This is a genomic window from Thermostichus sp. OS-CIW-29 (genome assembly GCF_054058195.1).
Genome location: NZ_JBSSAB010000005.1, coordinates 65433 through 84819, shown reverse-complemented (window position 1 = coordinate 84819; position 19387 = coordinate 65433). Strand labels below are relative to the sequence as shown.

Below are 19387 nucleotides of genomic sequence, written 5' to 3'. Positions count from 1 at the left end.
AGGAGAACACCAAAGCCAACCAAAGCCATCAGAATGGATGAGGAGAGCCGGCAGTTACTTGCAGTCCGCGGCAAGAAAATGTCACTCTAGGGAGGCGAAGGGATCCCGACCAAACCGTACTCTGCCGAGGCTAATGAATTTTTTGGGTGTTGGACTGCCGGAAATGTTGGTCATCTTTGCGGTGGCTCTTCTGGTTTTCGGGCCCCGCAAACTGCCGGAGATCGGTCGCACGCTGGCCAAAACCCTGCGCAGCCTGCAGGATGCTTCCAGAGAGTTCGAGGCGCAACTGAACAAAGAGGCCCAAGAGCTGGAGAAAGCCACCCGCGGGACAACGGCTGCTGCCACTCCCAAGGCTTCCCGAACAGCAGCCGCGGCTGAGCCCAAAGCCGAGTCGGTCGCCACAGCCGATACACCCACCTCAGAGATGGCTCCCCCCCCATCCGCAGCCGACGACGCTCAAACAGCAGACGCTGCCTAACCTATGGCCCGCTTCAACCCCCTTTGCTTCGGCCTGGAAATCACGCGCCTGTTCGAGCAAGGGCAGTCCTACTTTGCTCCTGCTAAGGTGGAGACCTGGCTGCGGCAGCATGGCCAAAACCCGTCTGACTATGAGATCTCGTTTCACCAGGAACTGCCCCCTGCCGGCTCTTCTGCGGCGATGTGGATTCGCATCGACTTGAAGCGTTGGGATGGCCAGCCGGTGGATCCCTGGCTACTGGAAGAGATCAACCGGGTAGATTGAGAATGGATTGCTCTTGGGGAGAGCCAGTCCCCACAAAGTTGAGGCTGTTGTCTACCGATGCCCAGTGCCACCCTGTTGGTATCTTGCCCCGATCAAAAAGGGCTGGTAGCCAAGCTCTCCAGCTTCATCTACAGCTACGGCGGCAACATCATTCACGCCGATCACCATACGGATCCCGAGGCAGGACTGTTCTTGAGCCGCATCGAGTGGGACTTGGAGGGCTTCCAACTGGAGCGAGGGGAAATTGTCCCCGCCTTTTCGGGTATTGCCCGTGGGATCCAAGCCAACTGGGAACTGCATTTTTCCGACACTCGCCGTCGCATTGCGTTGTGGGCCAGCAAGCAAAGCCACTGCCTTTTGGATCTGATCTGGCGGCAAAGGGCGGGAGAACTGCCCGCCGAGATCCCCTTGATCATCAGCAATCACCCCGACCTGGAATCGGTGGCCCGCTCCTTCGGTATCGATTACTACCACATCCCCGTTTCTCCAGAGGGCAAAGCCGCAGCCGAAGCCCGTCAGCTCGCTCTCCTGCAGGAATATCGAATTGACCTGGTGGTGTTGGCCAAGTACATGCAGGTCTTGAGTGGGTCGCTGCTCCGCCAAGCCCCGCCGGTCATCAACATTCACCATTCCACCCTGCCCGCCTTTGCCGGAGCCAACCCCTACCACCGCGCCCATCAACGGGGGGTGAAGATCATCGGCGCGACTGCCCACTATGCCACCGAAGATCTGGACGAAGGGCCGATCATCGAGCAAGACGTGGTGCGGGTCAGTCACCGCGATACCGTTGCCGACCTCGTCCGCAAAGGCCGCGACATGGAACGCCTAGTCCTGGCACGGGCAGTGCGGTATCACCTGGAGAATCGGGTGCTGGTGTACCACAACAAAACGGTGGTGTTTGCCTGATCAGCCCGCGGGCGCAGCGTTGCTCAACGGGATCCCTTTCTGGTTTCGTAGGAGAGCCAAGATCTCGTCCTTCACCTCTTGGAAGGAAGAAGTGCGCTTGAGACTGTAGTCGCGCCGACTGGGGAAATCAACCCGGAGCTCCCGTTTCACCCGCCCAGGATGGGACGTGAGTACATAGATGCGCTGGGCCAGAAAGACGGCCTCTTCCACATCGTGGGTGATCATCAGGATTGAAGTGCGCGTGCGTTGCCAGAGATCCAGCAAAAACTCCTGCATCGTCTCCTTGGTTTGCACGTCCAAAGCGCCAAAAGGCTCATCCATGAGCAAAATCTTCGGCTGGGCCGCCAGAGCTCGGGCAATGGCCACCCGCTGCTGCATACCGCCCGAAAGTTGCCTGGGCAGGGCCTTAGCAAAACGCTCTAGACCGACGATATCTGACGATATCTGGGGAGAAGAAGTCATAAGCCCTGAAGTTCAGGTAACTGTGCAGCCAGCTTGAGAACAGCTGTTCGCTGGCCCAGATTCTGGAGTCGGGTTGAGATAAGCAGCAAATAGTTAAGTTGGCTACAGAATCCCCTGACTTGTTGCTTAGGTCTGCTTTGAATCTTGGGTCTTCTTTGAGATTTATAGGATCCCTCAATACTCGAAGGTCATGGGCGGGAAGCGGGAAGGGCGGGATCTGAGCTGGGCGGGTTCAGAGGCAGGAGCGGGATCCCGAAAGGCTTTTGCCTCCTGCTGAAGGTGTTGCATGGCCTGCTCGATTTCCTGAAGTCGCGCGTGGATTTGCCCTTGCCGCTCTCGAATAAACTCTAGCTCTTGGTTGAGCCGCTGCTTTTCGACAGTGAGCTGCTGCATTTCGGCATAGAGGGCGGATTCGGTTTGGCGGCGAGGGATCGAGCGCAGCTTGGGGCGAGGTCGAGTTCGGGGCACACGGGGCAAGCTCATAAGGGGGGATCCCGGAAAACGGCTTGCGCCTATCCTAGCGTGCTCTTGGCGGCCCTTCTATTCCTAGGTAGGATCCATTCGTCCGGTGTGGAAAACAGCGATGGTGGAAACTGGAGCAGACCTGTTGCAACGCTACGGCAGCGGTGAGCGGGACTTCAGCAACAGCCAACTGGCCGGAGCTGACCTGGCCGGGGCCGACTTGGCCGGGATCGACTTGGGGGGATCCATTCTCCAGCAGGCAAAGCTGGCTTCTGCCAACCTGGAGCGGGCCTACCTGAGCGGCGCCGACCTCAGCCAAGCGGATCTGCAGGGATCCAACCTGCGGCTGGCCAACCTAGAGAAAGCCAAGCTGCAGGGATCCCGATTGCAAGGAGCCAACTTGCGTGGGGCCAACCTGGCCGAAGCGGACTTGAGCGAAGCCGATCTCAGCCAAGCGGACCTGGCAGGGGCCAATCTCACCGGGGCCAACTTGAGAGGAGCCCTTCTTGCCCAGTGCAAACTCAAGCTGGCCAACCTGCGAGGGGCTTGCTACGACGCCACCACTCAGATGGAAGCGGGTGTTACACCGGTGGAGCTGGGCATGGTTCAAGCCTAGAGGGGGAAATGGGGCTAGTCCTCCGGCTCCAAGTCCAGGATCTCCTGAATTTCGGCATCGGTATAGCCCACCGCCCGCAACTTCTCCGATACCGTCTGAATCTCCCCTGGAGACAAATCCTGCTGCCGTACCCGATCCCAGAGATTGGCCACAATCTGCAGCAGCAAACCGCTGCTCTCCGCCTCAAACAGCTCAAAAGCCGTGGCTAGCTCGATCGCCTGTAGCACCTCTTCGGCACTGCCAACCGGCTGATCGAGGGATCGTTCCTCCAGCTCCACCAGCAACTGGCGCAGTTGGTTCAGGCCATCCCCAAGAGCAGACATACAGCAGGCTCCACAACGGCACTCGAACCCTCACCCTAGCAGACCCCTATCATTCCGCAAAAGGAATCCCGCCAATTCTGCGGCAGCTACAGCTATTCTGATTAAGAGAGCGATTCAACTGCAATCGAGGCGATTGTCGAGTCAGCATAGACAATCAACAACACCCAAACAACACCGAGAGGAGATGCATGAGTATGGCCCCAGTGAACGTCCTGCCCAATACCCCCCAGCCTTTAGCCGATGAGGGTGGCACCACCTTGGACTATGGCAGCGCGGTTTACCGGCAGGCCTACTCTCGCATCAACGGCATTGTGATCGAAGGGGAACAAGAAGCCCACGACAACTACCTCAAGCTGGCCGAGATGTTGCCGGAAGGGGCAGAGGAGCTGCACAAGCTGGCCAAGATGGAATTGCGGCACATGAAAGGCTTTCAATCCTGCGGCAAAAACCTGCAGGTAGAGCCGGATAGGGAGTTTGCCCGCACTTTCTTCGCCCCTTTGCGCAACAATTTCCAAAAAGCGGCAGCAGCCGGAGACCTAGTTACCTGCTTGGTCATTCAGTCGCTGATCATCGAATGCTTTGCCATTGCCGCCTACAACATTTACATCCCCGTCGCCGATGAGTTTGCCCGCAAGATCACCGAGGGGGTGGTCAAGGATGAATATCTGCACCTCAATTTTGGAGAGCGCTGGCTAGGGGAGCATTTTGGCGAGGTCAAAGGGCAGATCGAAGCGGCCAACGCCCAGAACCTGCCCTTGGTCTGGCAGATGCTGCAGCAGGTGGACCAGGATGTAGAAGCCATCTATATGGATCGCGAGGCCATCGTCGAGGATTTTATGATTGCCTATGGCGAGGCGCTGGCCAACATCGGCTTCAGCACCCGCGAGGTGATGCGCCTCTCAGCCCAGGGTTTGCGGGCAGCATGACCCACCTCAGCTAGAAGTCGCAGGAGCCCCGCACTGTACCCGTAGGTTCAGTGTTGGGAGGAATGCGCTTTGATGAAGTACAATGGACCTTAATGGTGCAAACGTAATTGCGCTCTTGGGGGCTGCTGTAAACCAGCCTAGAGGTCCGGGCTTGTTTTGTTCTCTGGTAGGGCAGAGCAGGCTCAGGGCTACTGAAAGCCCGCCCTGTACCGCTTAGCGGTCGGAGTCGGGTAGTTTACTTATCCAAGCGGGTAAACCTTTATGTTCGGCCTGATCGGGCACTTGACCAGCCTGGCCCATGCGAAGCGGGTGGCAGACAAGCTGGGTTATTCCGAATATGCGGAGAGCGACCTGGAGTTCTGGTGCATGGCTCCCCCTCAGGTGGTGGACGAGATCACGGTAACCAGCATCACCGGCCAAAAGATTTATGGGCAGTACGTCGAATCCTGTTTCTTGCCGGAGATGTTGGCGGGGGGACGGGTGAAGGCAGCTTGTCGGAAAGTGTTGAATGCCATGGCCCTAGCCCAGCGGCGCGGCTTGAACATTACGGCTTTGGGGGGATTTAGCAGCATCATTTTTGAGACTTTTCGCCTCGACAGTCTCCGGCGAGTCCGCAACATCGACTTGGAGATCCAACGCTTTACCACCGGCAATACCCACACGGCCTACATCATCTGTCAGCAACTGCAGTTGGCGGCCCAGCGCTACGCCATGGACTTGGCAGCCGCTACGGTTGCGGTGGTGGGGGCGACCGGAGATATCGGCAGCGCCATTTGTCAATGGTTGGTGGCCCACACTCACTTGGGCAAATTGTTGCTCATCGCCCGAGAGCGACGGCGTCTGGAGGAATTGCAGGCCAAGCTCAAGCAGGGGGAGATCTCTTCGCTGGAAGAGGCCCTGCCCCGCGCTGACTTTATCGTTTGGGTGGCCAGCATGAGCCAGGGCATGGCCCTCGATCCCCAAGTTTTGCCGGATCCCTGTGTCATCATCGACGGTGGCTACCCAAAGAACATCGCCTCCAGCTTGCAGCGAAAGGGACTCTACGTCATTGACGGGGGGATGGTGGAGCACTCTTTGGATATTGAATGGAACATCATGCAGTTTTTGAATGTGGCCAACCCGGCCCGTCAGCTTTTTGCCTGCTTTGCTGAATCCATGCTGCTGGAGTTTGAGGGGCTGTACACCAATTTCAGTTGGGGCCGTAATTTGATCACCCTTGAGAAATTGGATCTGATCGGGCAGCTTTCCCGCAAGCATGGGTTTCGCCCCCTCATGCCCGAAGCCTAATTGAGATTCAAAATGAAGAAAGCCTCAGCCCCAGCAGAGGTGCTGGCCCTGGTCAGGCCAATCACCAATCGAGTAAACTACCCGACACCAACCGCTAGGCGGTACGGAGCGGGCTTTTAGTAGCCCTGCAGTTAGCAAGCCAACCACGAGCCTCTGGGGTGGTTTACTGCACCCCCAATCGACCGTTACCAGTGCCTTAAAAAGACCGTTTCTGGTGCCCGCAGTATTATTATAGCATTCCTCCCAACACTGACTTTATAGGTACAGTGCGGGGCTCCTGCAATTTCTAGCTGAAGACCAAACGCCGAGAGACGGTCGCCATGCCCCAGTCCTTTACAGCCCACCTTTGGCAAGCCATTCAGCCCATCTACAAGCAAATCCTCGATCACCCCTTCAACCGAGAGTTGGCAGCGGGCAGCCTATCGCGGCAGCGGTTCCAGTTTTACTTGCAGCAGGATGCTCTTTATCTCACCGACTTTGCCCGCGCCCTGGCCTTGATTGGAGCTCGTTCCGAAGGGGCTGAGCAGGTGGTGAGTTTCTTGAACTTTGCCCTGGGAGCCATTGTGGCCGAACGCAGCCTGCACGAAAGCTATTTTCGCCTCTACGACATTCAACCCGAAACAGCCTATGCCCCTGCCTGCTTCGCCTATACCCGTTTTTTGTTGGCTGCGGCGGCTGTGGATCCCTATGAGGTGGCCATTGCCGCTGTGCTGCCCTGCTTTTGGATCTACCGAGAGGTGGGATCCACCATCTATCGCACCGCGCAGCCTGACAATCCCTACCAACAGTGGATCGACACCTACGCCGGGGAAGAATTTGCCCAAGTGGTGCAGCAGGCTTTGGACATCACCGACTCCGTCGCTCAGCAGGCTACAGAACCGCTGCGGGAAAAGATGAGGGCAGCTTTTGTCACTGCCTCCCGGTTGGAATGGCTGTTTTGGGACAGTGCCTATCGCCTCGAATCTTGGCAACCCGCCTAATCCTCAGCCGGTCGGGCTGGCTTACCAGACAGCAACTGCTGGGCTTGCGCGAAAACGGCATCCAACATCGGCTCCGTCAGCAGCCGTGTGGCCGTGTTGCGCCGGCTGGGATGGTAAGACGCCAGCAAATAGCGACCCTCTGCCAAAGGAATAACGCAATTGTGGCCAAAGCGGGGGCGGGGCCTGAGAGGCGACAAGAGCATCAGAGCGTGTTGGAAGGCAAAATGCCCCAACGTCAGGATCACCCGCACCTGGGTTAGCAGCTCCAGCTCTTGCTTCAGGTAGCCCAGGCAGGTCTTGGCTTCTATGGCGGTGGGGCGGTTCTCCGGGGGCACACAGCGCACCACTGCCGAGATGTAGCAATCCTGCAATTGCAGGCCATCCTCTCGGTGGGTAGAGGTGGGCTGATTGGCAAACCCGGCTCGGTACAGGGCGCGAAACAGCCAGTCCCCGCTGGGATCCCCGGTAAACACGCGCCCGGTGCGGTTGCCCCCATGGGCTGCCGGCGCCAACCCGATCACCCACAGCCGCGCCTGCGGATCCCCGAACCCTGGCACCGGTCGGCCCCAGTAGAGCTGGTCGCGAAAACGGGCCACCTTCTGAAGGGCGACTGACTCTCGCCAGGCCACCAAGCGGGGGCAGCGGCAGCAACTGACGATTTCAGTTTGCAAAGTGGCCCAATCCTGGAGACCCAGCGCCTCACTCCTCCTCGTCGTCATCCTCCTCTAGCTCGTCGAAGGCAGGGGTGGAATCGTCGATCAATTGATCATCTTCCAAGATCAAACGAGGCGGCAGCTCCGGCAACACCGCAGGCTCTTCCTCCTCTTCGTCAGGCTCCGGCTCGGCGGCAATCTCCTCGTAGGTGGTGAAGCCCGTGCCTGCCGGGATCAAGCGCCCGATGATTACGTTTTCCTTCAAGCCGCGCAGCCAGTCGGATTTGCCCTCAATGGCCGCCTCAGTCAGCACGCGGGTGGTTTCCTGGAAGCTGGCCGCTGAGATGAAGCTGTCGGTATTCAAGCTGGCCTTGGTGATCCCCAGCAGGACGGGCGTGTATTTGGCCGGCGCTCCTCCAGTAATGGCCATGGTGGCATTGATCTGCTGGATTTCCCGCAACTCCACCAGCTCCCCCGGCAACAGGATGGTGTCGCCACCATCATCCACCCGCACCTTGGAGGTCATCTGGCGCACCACGATCTCAATGTGTTTGTCGGAGATCTCCACCCCCTGGGAGCGGTAGACGTTCTGCACTTCGTTGACAAAGAAGCGCTGCACCTCCCGCAGAGCCAACCGTGCGGCTTGGTCATCTCCCAAGGTTTGGCGATGGTACTCGTAGTAGATCTCCAAGAGGTCGTGGGGGTTGGCAGGGCCATCGGTTAGGGGATCCCCCACCCCCACCGGCTGTCCATCTACCACGATCAAGCTCTGCCCCGGCAGCACAGGATAGTCTCTAACGGTGCCATCGGCTTCGATGACCTTCAAATCCGGCTCCTCTCCCCGCCAGCTCAGTTGAACGGTGCCGGGCCGCTTGGCCAGAACACACATTTCCTTGGGCTTGCGGGCCTCCAGCAGCTCCTCAATCCGCGGCAGACCCTGGATGATGTCCCCCGTCTTGGCCCGCTCAAACACCAGGAGGGCCAGGGAATCCCCCCGCTGCACCAGATCGCCATCTCGTACCTGCAGAATGGCACCCGCAGAAACCAAGTAGGGCCGCGCTATCCGCAACACCACTTGGCCGTCCGTTATCTGCATTACCTGTCCCGACTGTGGAGAAGGGATCCCAGGCGCCAGCTCATCTCCGGCCCGCACCAGCGCCCCTACCGTCACGCTGGCTGAACCTGTCAGGGGCACCTGCACCAGATCGTCGTCGGTAATCACCAGCACCCGCCGTACCACCTCCGCTCCCTCGCGGATCCCTTGGACGATCCCGGCCTTTTTGGCTTGGATTTCGGTGCGGGCGATAACATCTCCGCTGGCGATGGAGTCTCCTTCCTTCACCAACAGCCGCGTGTGGGTACTCCCCTGCGTCAGATCCGCTTCCACGTCGCGGCGCAGCAACAGAGTTTCCAGAATCACCAGTTGCAGGCGGCGAATATCTGGATCCTTCTCATCTTGGATCAGCTCGATATCGGCCTTCAGTTGTGGGGCGTCGGTATCGATTTCCAGCACCAGTTGGGTGCGCAGGAGCTCTACAGGGCCTACCGACTTCACCCGCTCCCCATCTTTGAAGGGAACCCGCTGCACCGCCCGCAGACGAATGGAGCGACCGGACTCGCTGGTGGACTCTTGAGTGGGCACCAAGGGCCGGTCGGGGATCTCGTACTCCTGCACCGGACGCAGCAGCAAGCCTGGGCCTTCGGGAGTTTCCACGTGTTCCAGGTAGACCAGTCGGTCGGGAACGATGCTGCTGAGCACCGGTTGCCCTGGCTGGATTAGGGTGCCACTTTTCACTTCCAAGTCGGCGGGGTTGTCCACCAGATGCAGGGATCCCGGCTTGATGACAATCTCCCGCAGAATGTCGTTCTTCTGGATGACTTCGACAACACCGGCATTCTGGCAAAAGATGTCTTTCACCACCTCAGTGCCTGCTTCCACATACTGGCCATCGTCCACGTTCAGCAGGGAGATGTCCTTGTTCACCTCGTGGGTCTCTTCTGGGATCCACAGCAGGGTGCCGCCCTGGATGACTTCGTAACCTTGCTTGGCCTTGCCGCGCCGTGCCACCTCAATGCCGGCGAACTTCACCAAGCCTCCCGTCTGACTGCGGAAGTGGTTGTCGATCAGCTCCGCCACCACCTCATCGTTGCCCACTTTGGTGCCCGGAGTGGCCTTGAGAACAAAGGTCTGCCCACTGGAAGTGTCCAGCAAAAATTGTTCCCGCCCCTGGTGGGATTCCACCCGTACCCGTGCTTCCCGCAACACCACCGAAGCGTTGATGATCTCCACCTCGCGCCCACTTCTGGTGTCGCTGCGCTCCGGTAGCCGCACAATGCCGCCATGCTCCGTCACCAGCGAGGTTTCGGCGATCACATCCCCCGCCTGCACCCGATCCCCGTTTTTCACCACCGGCTCGGCCCCCGGAGGCAGGTTGTACACCTGTCCAGACATCACCCAGATCAATCCCTGCCGCTGGGCAGTGTAGGTGGTGTTACCCTGGCGGTCAGTCTTCTCCTCGATGGGCAGATCGGCAAAGCGAATTTCTCCAGCCAGGTCGGCCACCACCTCTTTCTGGGCTTTCTCGGTGCTCTTACGGCTGGCCTTGGCCAGGGACACCTCTGCAATCAACTGATCCCGCTGCACCTGGGCTCCGTCCCGCACCAGCAGGGTGGATCCCTGAGTCATGTCGAAGGACTCCCGTTGACCGTCTGGGCCTTCCAAGATGATTTGGTTGTTTACCTCCACTTGTAGAGCATCGTCGCCGTGGCGGGTACGGAAGGGGCGGGTGCGCAGATTTTTCGGGAACCGCACCACACCCGCAAAGGGGGCGCGAATTTGGCGGGCCACCTCCCCTGTAAACACGCCTCCCGTGTGGAAGGTGCGCATGGTCAACTGGGTGCCCGGCTCCCCAATCGATTGGGCGGCGATGATCCCGACCGCTTCCCCCAGATCCACCAGGCGGGAGTGGGCCAAGCTCCAGCCATAACACATCCGGCACACGGAGCGGTTGGCTTCACAGGTGAGGGGAGAACGCACCATCACCTGGCGGATGCCGGCCTCCACAATCGTCTTGGCCAGGTCGTGATCCACCTCTTGGTTGCGACGGGCAAGCACCACCTGGGTTTCTGGGTGCACCACGTCGCGCGCCAGCACTCGGCCCACCAAGCGCTCCTCCAAAGACACCACCACCTTGTCCCCATCCATCAGGTATTCCAGGAGAATGCCCTGGTCGGTGCCGCAGTCGGATTCCCGCACGATCACATCCTGAGACACGTCCACCAAACGGCGGGTGAGGTAGCCGGAGTCGGCGGTGCGCAGAGCCGTATCCACTAAACCCTTGCGGGCCCCATAGGAAGAGATGATGTATTCGGTAACGGTCAGGCCCTCGCGGAAATTGGTTTTGATGGGCAAATCGATGATCCTCCCCTGGGGGTTGGCCATCAGGCCGCGCATGCCCACCAACTGCCGTACCTGGGAGACATTCCCCCTCGCCCCCGAGTTGGCCATCATGTAGACGGAGTTAAGGGGATCGTTCTGCCGGAAGTTGTTGAGCATCTCCTCTTTGATCTGGTCGTTGATCTGGTTCCAGGTGTCGATCACCTTTTGGTAGCGCTCCACCTCTGTGATTTCTCCACGGGTATAGCGCTCGGTGGCCGCCTCGATCTCGGCTTCCGCTTGCGCCAACAACTGCCGCTTGCTGGGGGGAACGCGCAGGTCTTCGACGCTGATGGAGACGGCTGCCTGGGTGGCGTATTTGAAGCCCAGGGTCTTCAGAGCATCCGCCATCTGAGCAGTGCGGGCTGTGCCGTAGCGGGCAAAGGACCAGGCAATCAGGTTACGCAGCTCTTTTTTGCCAATTTGATAGTTGCGAAAGGGCACAGGGGGCAAGGGGGTGTCGGCTTTGTTGTCGTCGGCAGCCTGCCGCGACAGGCCAGCGGAAAATCGTCCTTTTTCGCTCATGATGCCTCGCTAGAGAGAAGGGGAGAGAAGAGCCGTCCTACGGCAGAGGGTAACTACGCAGACAAAATATCTTGCACGGTCTTGTTAAAAATGATCCGGCCCGGCGTGGTGCGAATGTACTGGCTGATCACGTTGCCGTTTTGATCTTCGCGGATACGGCGGTAGTTGGTGATCTTGAGGCGGATGCCGCCCGCTTCTTCGATAATTTGCGGCTCGGACTCTTTTTCGCCCTTGCCCAACTCCATCGGGCCGTGGTAGCGCACCCAGACCTTGCTGTGCAGGCCGATGGCGCCGCGGTCGTAGGCGATGAGAGCATCTTCCAAGCTGGCGAAGAAGCGATCGCCAAGATCGGGCTGGTGGGGGTTATCTGCCGTCAGGTAGTAGCATCCCAGCACCATATCTTGGCTGGGGGTGATGATGGGAGCGCCGGTGGCCGGGGAGAGGATGTTGTTGGTGGCCAGCATCAGCAGGCGCGCTTCCGCCTGGGCTTCCAACGACAGGGGCACATGCACCGCCATCTGGTCGCCGTCGAAGTCGGCGTTGAAAGCAGGGCAGACCAAGGGGTGAAGTTGAATCGCCCTTCCCTCCACCAGGATTGGCTCAAAAGCTTGGATCCCCAGGCGGTGCAGGGTGGGGGCACGGTTGAGCAAGACGGGGTGGCCGTCGATCACCTCTTCCAGCACATCCCAAATCTGTGGGTCATTGCTCTGGATCATCTTTTTGGCAGCCTTGATGTTGTTGACAATGCCCCGCTTGATCAATTTGTGGATGACAAAGGGCTGGAACAGCTCGATGGCCATCTCTTTGGGCAGGCCACACTGGTGCATGCGCAGGTTGGGCCCCACCACGATCACCGAACGTCCGGAGTAGTCCACCCGTTTGCCCAACAGGTTTTGCCGGAAGCGCCCCTGTTTGCCTTCGATGATGTCGGAGAGGGACTTGAGGGGACGGTTGTTGGCCCCCGCCACCACGCGCCCCCGCCGACCGTTGTCGATCAGCGCGTCCACCGCCTCCTGGAGCATGCGCTTTTCGTTGCGCACAATGATCTCCGGCGCCATGATCTCCTGCAGCCGGGCCAGGCGGTTGTTGCGGTTGATCACACGACGGTAGAGATCGTTGAGGTCGCTGGTGGCAAAGCGGCCCCCATCCAACTGCACCATGGGGCGCAGATCCGGCGGGATCACCGGCAGCACCCGCAACACCATCCACTCCGGACGGGATCCGGTGGCGATGAAGTTGTCGATTACCCGCAGCCGCTTGATCAGGCGCGCCCGCTTTTGGCCGCGAGCACTGGTGATCTCCTCCCGCAGTTGCTCCGCCTCTTTTTCCAGGTCGATATCCTTGAGCAGGCGCTCGATGGCCTCCGCCCCGATCATCGCCCAGTTCTCCGGCAGTTGCAGTTCGGATCCCTCCTCGTACATCTGATCTTCGATCTCGAGGAATTGATCCTCCGTCAACAGTTGTTTGTAGGAGAGATTCTGGGCATTGCCCGGATCCACCACTACGTAGGCGTTGAAGTACACCACTTGCTCCACATCCCGCAGCGGCATGTCCAACAGGGTGGCGATGTGGCTGGGGATCCCTTTCAAATACCAAACGTGGGTGACCGGAGCGGCCAACTTGATGTAGCCCATGCGGTGGCGGCGCACCCGCGACTCGGTCACCTCCACCCCACAGCGCTCGCAGACGATCCCCCGATGCCGTACTCGCTTGTACTTACCGCAGTGGCATTCCCAGTCTTTGGCCGGCCCAAAGATGCGCTCACAGAAAAGACCATCCATCTCCGGCTTGAGGGTGCGGTAATTGATGGTCTCGGGCTTGGTGACTTCCCCCACCACTTGACCATTCGGCAGGGTGCGCTGGCCCCACTCCATGATCCGTTCTGGAGAAGCCAAGCCGATTTTGACATAGTCAAAGCGTTGCTCTGTTTTGGCCATCGCCGTTTTCCTCCTGGCTTGCTGAACCCAAAGGAGAGGGAAGCCCCACCCTCCTTCGTGGGTTGAATGGGATCCCCGTCACGTTCGCGTCAGGGGTGGGGAGCGCTCTCAACCCTCAAAAGTCCTCTTCCTCCTCCTCGTCCTCATCTTCCTCAAGGCTGCGGCTGGCATTCGCGTCAGCGGTGCGGAGCACTCTGGTAAAGGCTGGTGATGGCGAGAGATCCTCAGACGTAACCGATTCATAAGTGGGTCGAGAGGGAGTATGACGGTTGGAGGTATCGGCCATCAGATCCACTTCCACATCGTGGGTTTGCCCTTCGCTGTCCACCTCCACCTTGTGTACCGACACATCCAGGCAGAGGGACTGCAGCTCCCGCACCAGCACCTTGAAGGACTCCGGCGTGCCGGGTCGAGGGATGGGCTTGCCCTTGACGATGGCGTTGAGAGCCTCGTTGCGCCCCACCATGTCGTCGGACTTGACGGTGAGCAACTCCTGCAGGATGTAGGCTGCCCCAAACGCCTCCAAAGCCCACACCTCCATCTCCCCAAAGCGCTGGCCGCCCTGCTGCGCCTTGCCCCCCAGCGGTTGCTGGGTCACCAAAGAATAGGGGCCGGTGGAGCGGGCATGGATCTTGTCATCCACCAAGTGCACCAGCTTCAACATGTAGGCGCGGCCCACCGTAACAGGCTGGTCAAAGGGTTCTCCGGTGCGACCGTCAAACACCTGGATTTTGCCGCAGTACTTGCCTTCCGGGTTAAAAATCCAGTCCTTGCCGGTCTTCTCTCGGGCTTCCCTCAGCTTGGCCTCCACCGTCAGACGGGAGGCTTCCAAACCGTGCATCTCGTCGAAGGGCATCAGCTTGAAGCGCACCCCCAGATGTTCTGCTGCCCAGCCCAGCAGGCACTCGTACACTTGGCCCACGTTCATGCGAGAGGGCACCCCCAAGGGGTTGAGCACCACATCCACCGGTGTGCCGTCCGCCAGGTAGGGCATGTCCTCAATCGGCAAGATGCGGGAGATGATACCCTTGTTGCCGTGACGGCCCGCGATCTTGTCCCCCACCTGGATTTTGCGCTTGAGGGCAATGTAGACCCGCACCACCATGTTGGCGCCGGGAGGCAGCTCATCCCCCTGTTCGCGGGTAAAGATGCGTACATCCACCACCCGACCGCGCTCGCCGTTGGGCACCCGCAGCGAGTTGTCCCGCACATCCCGAGCCTTTTCCCCGAAAATGGCCCGCAATAGCCGCTCTTCTGGGGGCTGATCCGACTCCCCTTTGGGGGTGACTTTGCCCACCAAAATGTCGCCGGCCTCCACCCAAGCCCCAATGCGCACAATGCCGTTCTCATCCAGGTCCCGCAGGGCATCTTCCCCCACGTTGGGGATCTCGCGGGTGATCTCTTCCGGGCCTAGCTTGGTTTGCCGGGCCTCGATCTCGTGCTTCTCGATGTGTACCGAGGTAAAGACATCGTCGTAGACCAGCCGCTCGCTGATCAAGATGGCATCTTCGTAGTTGTAGCCCTCCCAGGGCATGTAGGCCACCAACACGTTTTGGCCCAAAGCCAACTCGCCCCCTTCGGTCGCCGGGCCATCCGCCAGCACCTGGCCAGCCACCACCCGATCCCCCGTATAGACAAGGGGACGCTGGTTGAGGCAGGTGTCTTGGTTGGAGCGCTGGTATTTCTGCAGGCGATAGACAATTGGATCCCCGCCGTCGTCTGGCCGCACCACGATTTCGTCGGCAGAGACATAGGTCACCACGCCATTGGTGCGCGACACCACCACCATGCCGGAGTCGCGTGCCGCCTGGGCTTCCAGGCCAGTGCCCACATAGGGCCGATCCGGCTTAAGCAGGGGTACCGCCTGCCGCTGCATGTTTGCTCCCATCAAGGCACGGTTGGCGTCATCGTGCTCCAGGAAGGGGATCAAGGAGGTGGCCACCGAGATGACCTGCACCGGCGCCACTTGGACGTAGTGCACTTCTGTGGGGTGGGCGGTGGTGAACTCTTGGCGGTAGCGCACCGGCACCAAGTCGGCAGTGATGCGGCCCTCGGCATCCACCGGCACATCCCCCGGGGCCACGCGGTACTCGTCCTCTTCGTCAGCGGTGAGGTAGACCATGCCCAGATCTTTGCGCACCACGCCGTTCTCGACCCGGTAATAGGGGCTTTCGATAAAGCCGTACTGGTTGACGCGGGCGTGGGTGGCCAGGGATCCAATCAACCCGGCGTTGGGGCCTTCTGGAGTTTCGATGGGGCAGATGCGGCCGTAGTGGCTGGGGTGGATATCCCGCACCGCAAAGCCGGCCCGTTCCCGACTTAGGCCGCCGGGGCCCAGGGCAGATAACCGGCGCTTGTGGGTCAGCTCCGCCAGGGGATTGGTCTGATCCATGAACTGGGAGAGCTGGCTGGAGCCGAAGAACTCCTTAATGGCCGCCACCAAGGGTTTGGGGTTGACCAAAGAGGCCGGGGTGAGGTTTTCCGACTCGGAGACTGTCATCCGTTCTCGGATGATCCGCTCCAGGCGATTCAGGCCCACCCGCACCTGGTTTTGCAGCAGCTCGCCCACGGAGCGCACGCGGCGGTTGCCCAGGTGGTCGATGTCGTCCACATGGCCGATGTCGTACTCCAAATTGATCAGGTAGTCGATGACGGCCAAAATGTCGGTGACGGTAAGCACCCGCACACTTTCGGCTACGTTCAAATTTAACTTTTTGTTCAGCTTGTAGCGCCCTACCCGGCCCAAATCGTAGCGTTTGGGGTCGAAGAAGCGGGATTCCAGCAACTGCTGGCCACCCGATACGGTGGGGGGTTCCCCGGGCCGCAACTTGCGGTACAGCTCCATTAGGGCTTCTTCTTCGGTGTAGGGCCCCTCTTTCTCCATGGTTTTCTGGAAGAATTCGGGGTGGCGCAGGTTGTCGTAAATCTCGGAGTCGCTCAGGCCCAAGGCTTTCAGCAGAACTGCCGCCGAGAGCTTGCGGGTTTTGTCGATGCGCACCCACACCAGGCCGTTTTTGTCGGTCTCGAACTTCAGCCAGGCACCGCGGTTGGGGATGAGGCTGGCGCTGTAGGTGCGACGCCCGTTTTTGTCCAGCTCCGATTTGTAATAGACGCCGGGGCTGCGCACAATTTGGTTGACGATCACCCGCTCGGCGCCGTTGATGATGAAGGTGCCCCGATCCGTCATCAAGGGCAGTTCGCCGATGAAGACGTCCATGTCTTTGATCTCGCCGGTCTCTTTGTTGATCAGGCGAGTGGGCACCCGGATCTGCGCTTGATAGGTGGCATCCCGCCGCTTGGCCTCCTCGGGGTCGTAGCGGGGGCGGTTGATCTTGTACCCTTTGGAGGGATCCCCAGGGCGATATTCAGGCAGGAAGTGCAGCTCCAGCTTACCAGTGTAATCGACGATGGGGGAAAAGCTGAGAAGCTCCTCTTCAAACCCTTCTCGCAAAAACCACAAGAAACTCTCCCGCTGAATCTCCACCAGGTCAGGAAAGGTAGGAGCGACAGGGGATGGCACTGCTAATTGTGTCATGCGTTGCTCGGGAGGGGTCGCGCTGCAGTCAGGCTTCTCATTATAGAAACCCCGCCAACGATCGTCAACGAACGTTACAAAGGCCGAGGGACTGTCCGGATCCCGTGGGGGCGCACCTGGAAAATCTCGGCAAAACCGCTGGGGATCCCCTTTTGGCTGCCGGAGCAGGGACGATTCCCACCGTGCCTTAAGGATTGTTCACATCCATTCACACTCAGGCAGATTATTCTAATCTTTGACCGTTTTTACGGATCATCCGCTGCTCCAGCTCGGATTTCCGGTCGACCGTGGGGATCGGAGGGGTGGTTCTGACAGGCTCAGCCGGTCGCCAGGGTGGACGCGGCGCCGGTCTTTGTCGCTTTTGAGATGCACGCTGTTGATGCAGGCTAGGGGGCAAGACGCGGAGCCATCAATCATGAGAAAGGATCGGGAATGGGTTTACAAAGCTTCTCAGGCTGGGGGAACCTCGGGATGGCTTGCGGGTGATCTGCGGGTGATCTAATGAAGCACAGTTTGTTGGCGAGGAGGGTTTTGTGAGTCAAAGTCAGAACAATCAGAATAAAAAAAGTGATCTGTATAACCGGGACCACAGCTTGTCGGCCCAGTTGCGAGAGGGCACCAAGCAGTCCCACACCATGGCCGAGAACATGGCCTTTATCAAGTGTTTCCTGAAGGGAGTGGTGGATAAGCGGGCCTACAGCCGCTACGTGGGCAATTTCTACTTTGTCTACAGTGCTCTGGAAGAGGGCTTTGCCCAACTGCGAGAGCACCCGCTGGTGGGCCGGTTCTACTACCCGGAGCTGTGGCGCAAGACCAGCCTGGAGAAGGACTTGAATTATTTTATCGGCCCCAATTGGCGCGCTGTGGTCAAGCCCTCCCCTGCCTGCCAGGTCTATGTCAACCGCATTCGGGAAGTGGTGGAAAAAGATCCGCTTCTGCTGATCGCTCACGCCTACACCCGCTACATCGGCGACCTGTCGGGCGGTCAAATCCTCAAAAACATTGCCCGCCGGGCCATGGGCTTGCCGCAGGGGGAAGGAACGGCCTTCTACGATTTCGAGCAGATCCCTCATGAGGGCAAATTCAAGCAGCGCTACCGCGCCCAGCTGGATGCGTTGGAGCTGGATCAAACCACCATCGACCGCATTGTGGCAGAGGCCAACTATGCCTTCAAGCTGAACATGGATCTGTTTAGGGAGTTGGAGGGCAATTGGCTGTTGTCGATGGCCCGCTTGGCCTGGAATTCGCTGCTCAGCCAGTTTCAACGCAAGCCCACCCGTTCTGAGGCAGCCGCTCCCAGCTCCTGAGCCCTAGATTCCAGATCTCCCCTCTCCCAGAGGAGAGGGGGTGAGGGCTAGTTACATTCGAGGGTGTCGCGGGTGGCCCGACCAGTTACAGGGTTAACGCCGGTGGCCCGTTCACAGAGGATGGAGAGGGCGTCTTGGCGTATTAAGGCATTGGTGAAATCGGCCCCATCAATTTGGATCCCTTCGACTCGGGCCAGCCACATCATGCTGTCCTGCAGTTGCGCTTCTCGCAGATCCGCACCCTGTAGGTTGGCCATGTCCAAAGTGGCCCCGCGCAAGTCGGCTCCGCGCAAGTTGGCTTTGCTGAGATTGGCCCCGAACAGGTTCGCCCCTGCCGCCTTCACATGGCTGAGATCGCTTTGGCGCAGGTTGGCCTTGAGAAACTTCCAGCCGCTCAGGTCTTGCCCTGCAAAGCTCACCCCCTGTAGATCTCGTTTGGTGTAGTCTTCGGCGTGGGCCGGGGATCCCAGCGGAGTAACCCCCAGGCAGAGTATCAGCCCGCAAAGCACCATCCCCCGCAGGAAACGGCTCAGCCAAGACCGCCTCGCCAGAACCGAAGCCAGCCAAGCAACAGACATCGTGGATCCCTCCCTCAAGGAAACCTCCATGGCTTGGGAATTGCTTCTGGTTTTATCTTACCGGATAGGGATCCCGCCGGCAGGTTGGGCTATCTTAAAGTCTTCTACTAAAGTCTTCTACAGACCAGATCCGCGATTGGCGAGGGGGCGACAGGGATCCATGTCCGAGATCGAGGTCTTCGATGCGGAGCAGTTGGCCGGGCTGATCGAGGGTCTGGCAGAGGCGATCGGCAGGGATCATCCCCACCTCCAAAAGTTGACGTTGATCGGCATTCGCACCCGGGGAGTTCCCCTGGCCTACCGCCTGCGGGATCGGATTGCCACTCTGCTGGGGATCCCGCCCCAAGTGGGGGAGCTGGACATCACTTTTTTCCGCGACGATTTGAGCGCCGGCGGGTTGCGCACCCCCGATCGCAGCGAAATGCCGCGTGACCTGACCGGCCAAGAAGTGGTGCTGGTAGATGATGTGATCTTTCGCGGTCGCACCGTGCGAGCAGCTTTGGAGGCTCTAAACCACTTTGGGCGACCGGAACGGGTGCGATTGGCGGTGTTGATCGACCGGGGTCACCGGCAGTTCCCCATCCAGCCCGATTACTGCGGTTGTCAGCTTTCCACAGAACCGGAGCAAACGGTGAGAGTCCATCTGCGGGAAACCGATGCAGAAGAGCGGGTGCTGTTGATAGACAAAACGGCAAAGATCAAGTCCTGAGCC

General features: G+C 59.5%; 16 protein-coding genes and 2 pseudogenes. 10 read left to right on the top strand and 8 right to left on the bottom strand.

All coding sequences use genetic code 11. The features are described 5' to 3' along the window. The first annotated feature begins 163 nt into the window (after positions 1 to 163). Genes ACVWZJ_RS03300 through purU form a run of 3 tightly spaced genes read left to right on the top strand, consistent with a single transcriptional unit; the run spans position 164 to position 1648 of the window. Entirely contained in the window at positions 164 to 478 is a 315-nt protein-coding gene (locus ACVWZJ_RS03300; protein ID WP_457394579.1) for a TatA/E family twin arginine-targeting protein translocase, read from the top strand. 3 nt (positions 479 to 481) lie between these two features. Then, positions 482 to 742, top strand: a complete 261-nt coding sequence (locus ACVWZJ_RS03295) for a hypothetical protein (RefSeq protein WP_414409269.1) — start codon at positions 482 to 484, stop codon at positions 740 to 742. 57 nt (positions 743 to 799) lie between these two features. Beyond that, positions 800 to 1648: a formyltetrahydrofolate deformylase gene (purU, locus tag ACVWZJ_RS03290; RefSeq protein WP_414343735.1), complete on the top strand. Its 849-nt coding sequence runs from the start codon at positions 800 to 802 to the stop codon at positions 1646 to 1648. On the opposite strand, the pseudogene ACVWZJ_RS03285 reads toward purU, so the two are convergent. Both ACVWZJ_RS03285 and ACVWZJ_RS03280 read right to left on the bottom strand, forming a co-directional pair. After that, positions 1649 to 2083 (bottom strand): annotated as a pseudogene (locus ACVWZJ_RS03285) (ABC transporter ATP-binding protein); the annotation flags it as partial. Between the two features lie 201 nt (positions 2084 to 2284). After that, on the bottom strand, positions 2285 to 2593 hold the full coding sequence (locus ACVWZJ_RS03280) for a gas vesicle protein GvpV (RefSeq protein ID WP_238376787.1): 309 nt from the start codon (positions 2591 to 2593) through the stop codon (positions 2285 to 2287). 100 nt (positions 2594 to 2693) lie between these two features. Between ACVWZJ_RS03280 and ACVWZJ_RS03275 the strand changes: the two genes are divergently transcribed. Beyond that, complete coding sequence (locus ACVWZJ_RS03275; RefSeq protein ID WP_414373605.1) at positions 2694 to 3188, top strand: pentapeptide repeat-containing protein; 495 nt, start codon at positions 2694 to 2696, stop codon at positions 3186 to 3188. Between the two features lie 14 nt (positions 3189 to 3202). On the opposite strand, the gene ACVWZJ_RS03270 is transcribed toward ACVWZJ_RS03275, so the two are convergent. After that, the gene (locus tag ACVWZJ_RS03270) at positions 3203 to 3511 is read right to left on the bottom strand and encodes a hypothetical protein (RefSeq protein WP_011434006.1); all 309 of its coding nucleotides are present in this window, start codon (positions 3509 to 3511) and stop codon (positions 3203 to 3205) included. A 194-nt stretch (positions 3512 to 3705) separates the two neighbouring features. Here ACVWZJ_RS03270 and ACVWZJ_RS03265 point away from each other — a divergent pair, with 194 nt between their 5' ends. The 4 genes and pseudogenes from ACVWZJ_RS03265 to tenA all read left to right on the top strand — a co-directional run bounded on the left by ACVWZJ_RS03265 (position 3706) and on the right by tenA (position 6704). Beyond that, entirely contained in the window at positions 3706 to 4437 is a 732-nt protein-coding gene (locus ACVWZJ_RS03265; protein ID WP_041436745.1) for an aldehyde oxygenase (deformylating), read from the top strand. Positions 4438 to 4522: 85 nt separating this feature from the next. After that, positions 4523 to 4654: pseudogene (locus ACVWZJ_RS03260) on the top strand (RNA-guided endonuclease TnpB family protein); the annotation flags it as partial. A gap of 44 nt (positions 4655 to 4698) precedes the next feature. Next, positions 4699 to 5724, top strand: coding sequence for a long-chain acyl-[acyl-carrier-protein] reductase (locus tag ACVWZJ_RS03255; protein ID WP_011434004.1), 1026 nt, complete (start codon positions 4699 to 4701; stop codon positions 5722 to 5724). Positions 5725 to 6044: 320 nt separating this feature from the next. Continuing rightward, positions 6045 to 6704 carry a thiaminase II gene (gene tenA, locus ACVWZJ_RS03250; protein ID WP_414416477.1) on the top strand — a complete coding sequence of 220 codons (660 nt, stop codon included), beginning with the start codon at positions 6045 to 6047 and terminating at the stop codon, positions 6702 to 6704. Here tenA and ACVWZJ_RS03245 read toward each other — a convergent pair. The 4 genes from ACVWZJ_RS03245 to rpoB form a co-directional block, all read right to left on the bottom strand. Beyond that, the gene (locus ACVWZJ_RS03245; protein ID WP_457394574.1) at positions 6701 to 7423 is read right to left on the bottom strand and encodes a uracil-DNA glycosylase; all 723 of its coding nucleotides are present in this window, start codon (positions 7421 to 7423) and stop codon (positions 6701 to 6703) included. The two genes, tenA and ACVWZJ_RS03245, sit on opposite strands and share 4 nt — an antisense overlap. Then, entirely contained in the window at positions 7404 to 11318 is a 3915-nt protein-coding gene (locus ACVWZJ_RS03240) for a DNA-directed RNA polymerase subunit beta' (RefSeq protein WP_457394571.1), read from the bottom strand. Before ACVWZJ_RS03240 ends, ACVWZJ_RS03245 begins: the two co-directional genes overlap by 20 nt. Before the next feature lie 53 nt (positions 11319 to 11371). Next, positions 11372 to 13255: a DNA-directed RNA polymerase subunit gamma gene (locus tag ACVWZJ_RS03235; protein WP_457394568.1), complete on the bottom strand. Its 1884-nt coding sequence runs from the start codon at positions 13253 to 13255 to the stop codon at positions 11372 to 11374. A 115-nt stretch (positions 13256 to 13370) separates the two neighbouring features. Further along, a complete protein-coding gene (rpoB, locus tag ACVWZJ_RS03230) occupies positions 13371 to 16790 on the bottom strand; it encodes a DNA-directed RNA polymerase subunit beta (protein WP_457394565.1) in 3420 nt (1139 codons plus the stop codon). 593 nt (positions 16791 to 17383) lie between these two features. On the opposite strand from rpoB, the gene ACVWZJ_RS03225 reads away from it, so the two are divergent. Beyond that, positions 17384 to 18097, top strand: coding sequence for a biliverdin-producing heme oxygenase (locus ACVWZJ_RS03225; protein WP_457394562.1), 714 nt, complete (start codon positions 17384 to 17386; stop codon positions 18095 to 18097). Between the two features lie 47 nt (positions 18098 to 18144). Here ACVWZJ_RS03225 and ACVWZJ_RS03220 read toward each other — a convergent pair whose 3' ends face one another. Beyond that, on the bottom strand, positions 18145 to 18675 hold the full coding sequence (locus tag ACVWZJ_RS03220; protein WP_457394559.1) for a pentapeptide repeat-containing protein: 531 nt from the start codon (positions 18673 to 18675) through the stop codon (positions 18145 to 18147). 160 nt (positions 18676 to 18835) lie between these two features. Between ACVWZJ_RS03220 and pyrR the strand changes: the two genes are divergently transcribed. Then, positions 18836 to 19384, top strand: coding sequence for a bifunctional pyr operon transcriptional regulator/uracil phosphoribosyltransferase PyrR (pyrR, locus tag ACVWZJ_RS03215; protein ID WP_011433996.1), 549 nt, complete (start codon positions 18836 to 18838; stop codon positions 19382 to 19384). Positions 19385 to 19387 lie beyond the last annotated feature (3 nt).

Coding starts and splice junctions, on each gene's coding strand:
- ACVWZJ_RS03300 (WP_457394579.1), top strand. CDS start 164: ATGTTGGTCATCTTTGCGGTGGCTCTTCTGGTTTTCGGGCCCCGCAAA.
- ACVWZJ_RS03295 (WP_414409269.1), top strand. CDS start 482: ATGGCCCGCTTCAACCCCCTTTGCTTCGGCCTGGAAATCACGCGCCTG.
- purU (WP_414343735.1), top strand. CDS start 800: ATGCCCAGTGCCACCCTGTTGGTATCTTGCCCCGATCAAAAAGGGCTG.
- ACVWZJ_RS03280 (WP_238376787.1), bottom strand. CDS start 2,593: ATGAGCTTGCCCCGTGTGCCCCGAACTCGACCTCGCCCCAAGCTGCGC.
- ACVWZJ_RS03275 (WP_414373605.1), top strand. CDS start 2,694: ATGGTGGAAACTGGAGCAGACCTGTTGCAACGCTACGGCAGCGGTGAG.
- ACVWZJ_RS03270 (WP_011434006.1), bottom strand. CDS start 3,511: ATGTCTGCTCTTGGGGATGGCCTGAACCAACTGCGCCAGTTGCTGGTG.
- ACVWZJ_RS03265 (WP_041436745.1), top strand. CDS start 3,706: ATGGCCCCAGTGAACGTCCTGCCCAATACCCCCCAGCCTTTAGCCGAT.
- ACVWZJ_RS03255 (WP_011434004.1), top strand. CDS start 4,699: ATGTTCGGCCTGATCGGGCACTTGACCAGCCTGGCCCATGCGAAGCGG.
- tenA (WP_414416477.1), top strand. CDS start 6,045: ATGCCCCAGTCCTTTACAGCCCACCTTTGGCAAGCCATTCAGCCCATC.
- ACVWZJ_RS03245 (WP_457394574.1), bottom strand. CDS start 7,423: ATGACGACGAGGAGGAGTGAGGCGCTGGGTCTCCAGGATTGGGCCACT.
- ACVWZJ_RS03240 (WP_457394571.1), bottom strand. CDS start 11,318: ATGAGCGAAAAAGGACGATTTTCCGCTGGCCTGTCGCGGCAGGCTGCC.
- ACVWZJ_RS03235 (WP_457394568.1), bottom strand. CDS start 13,255: ATGGCCAAAACAGAGCAACGCTTTGACTATGTCAAAATCGGCTTGGCT.
- rpoB (WP_457394565.1), bottom strand. CDS start 16,790: ATGACACAATTAGCAGTGCCATCCCCTGTCGCTCCTACCTTTCCTGAC.
- ACVWZJ_RS03220 (WP_457394559.1), bottom strand. CDS start 18,675: ATGTCTGTTGCTTGGCTGGCTTCGGTTCTGGCGAGGCGGTCTTGGCTG.
- pyrR (WP_011433996.1), top strand. CDS start 18,836: ATGTCCGAGATCGAGGTCTTCGATGCGGAGCAGTTGGCCGGGCTGATC.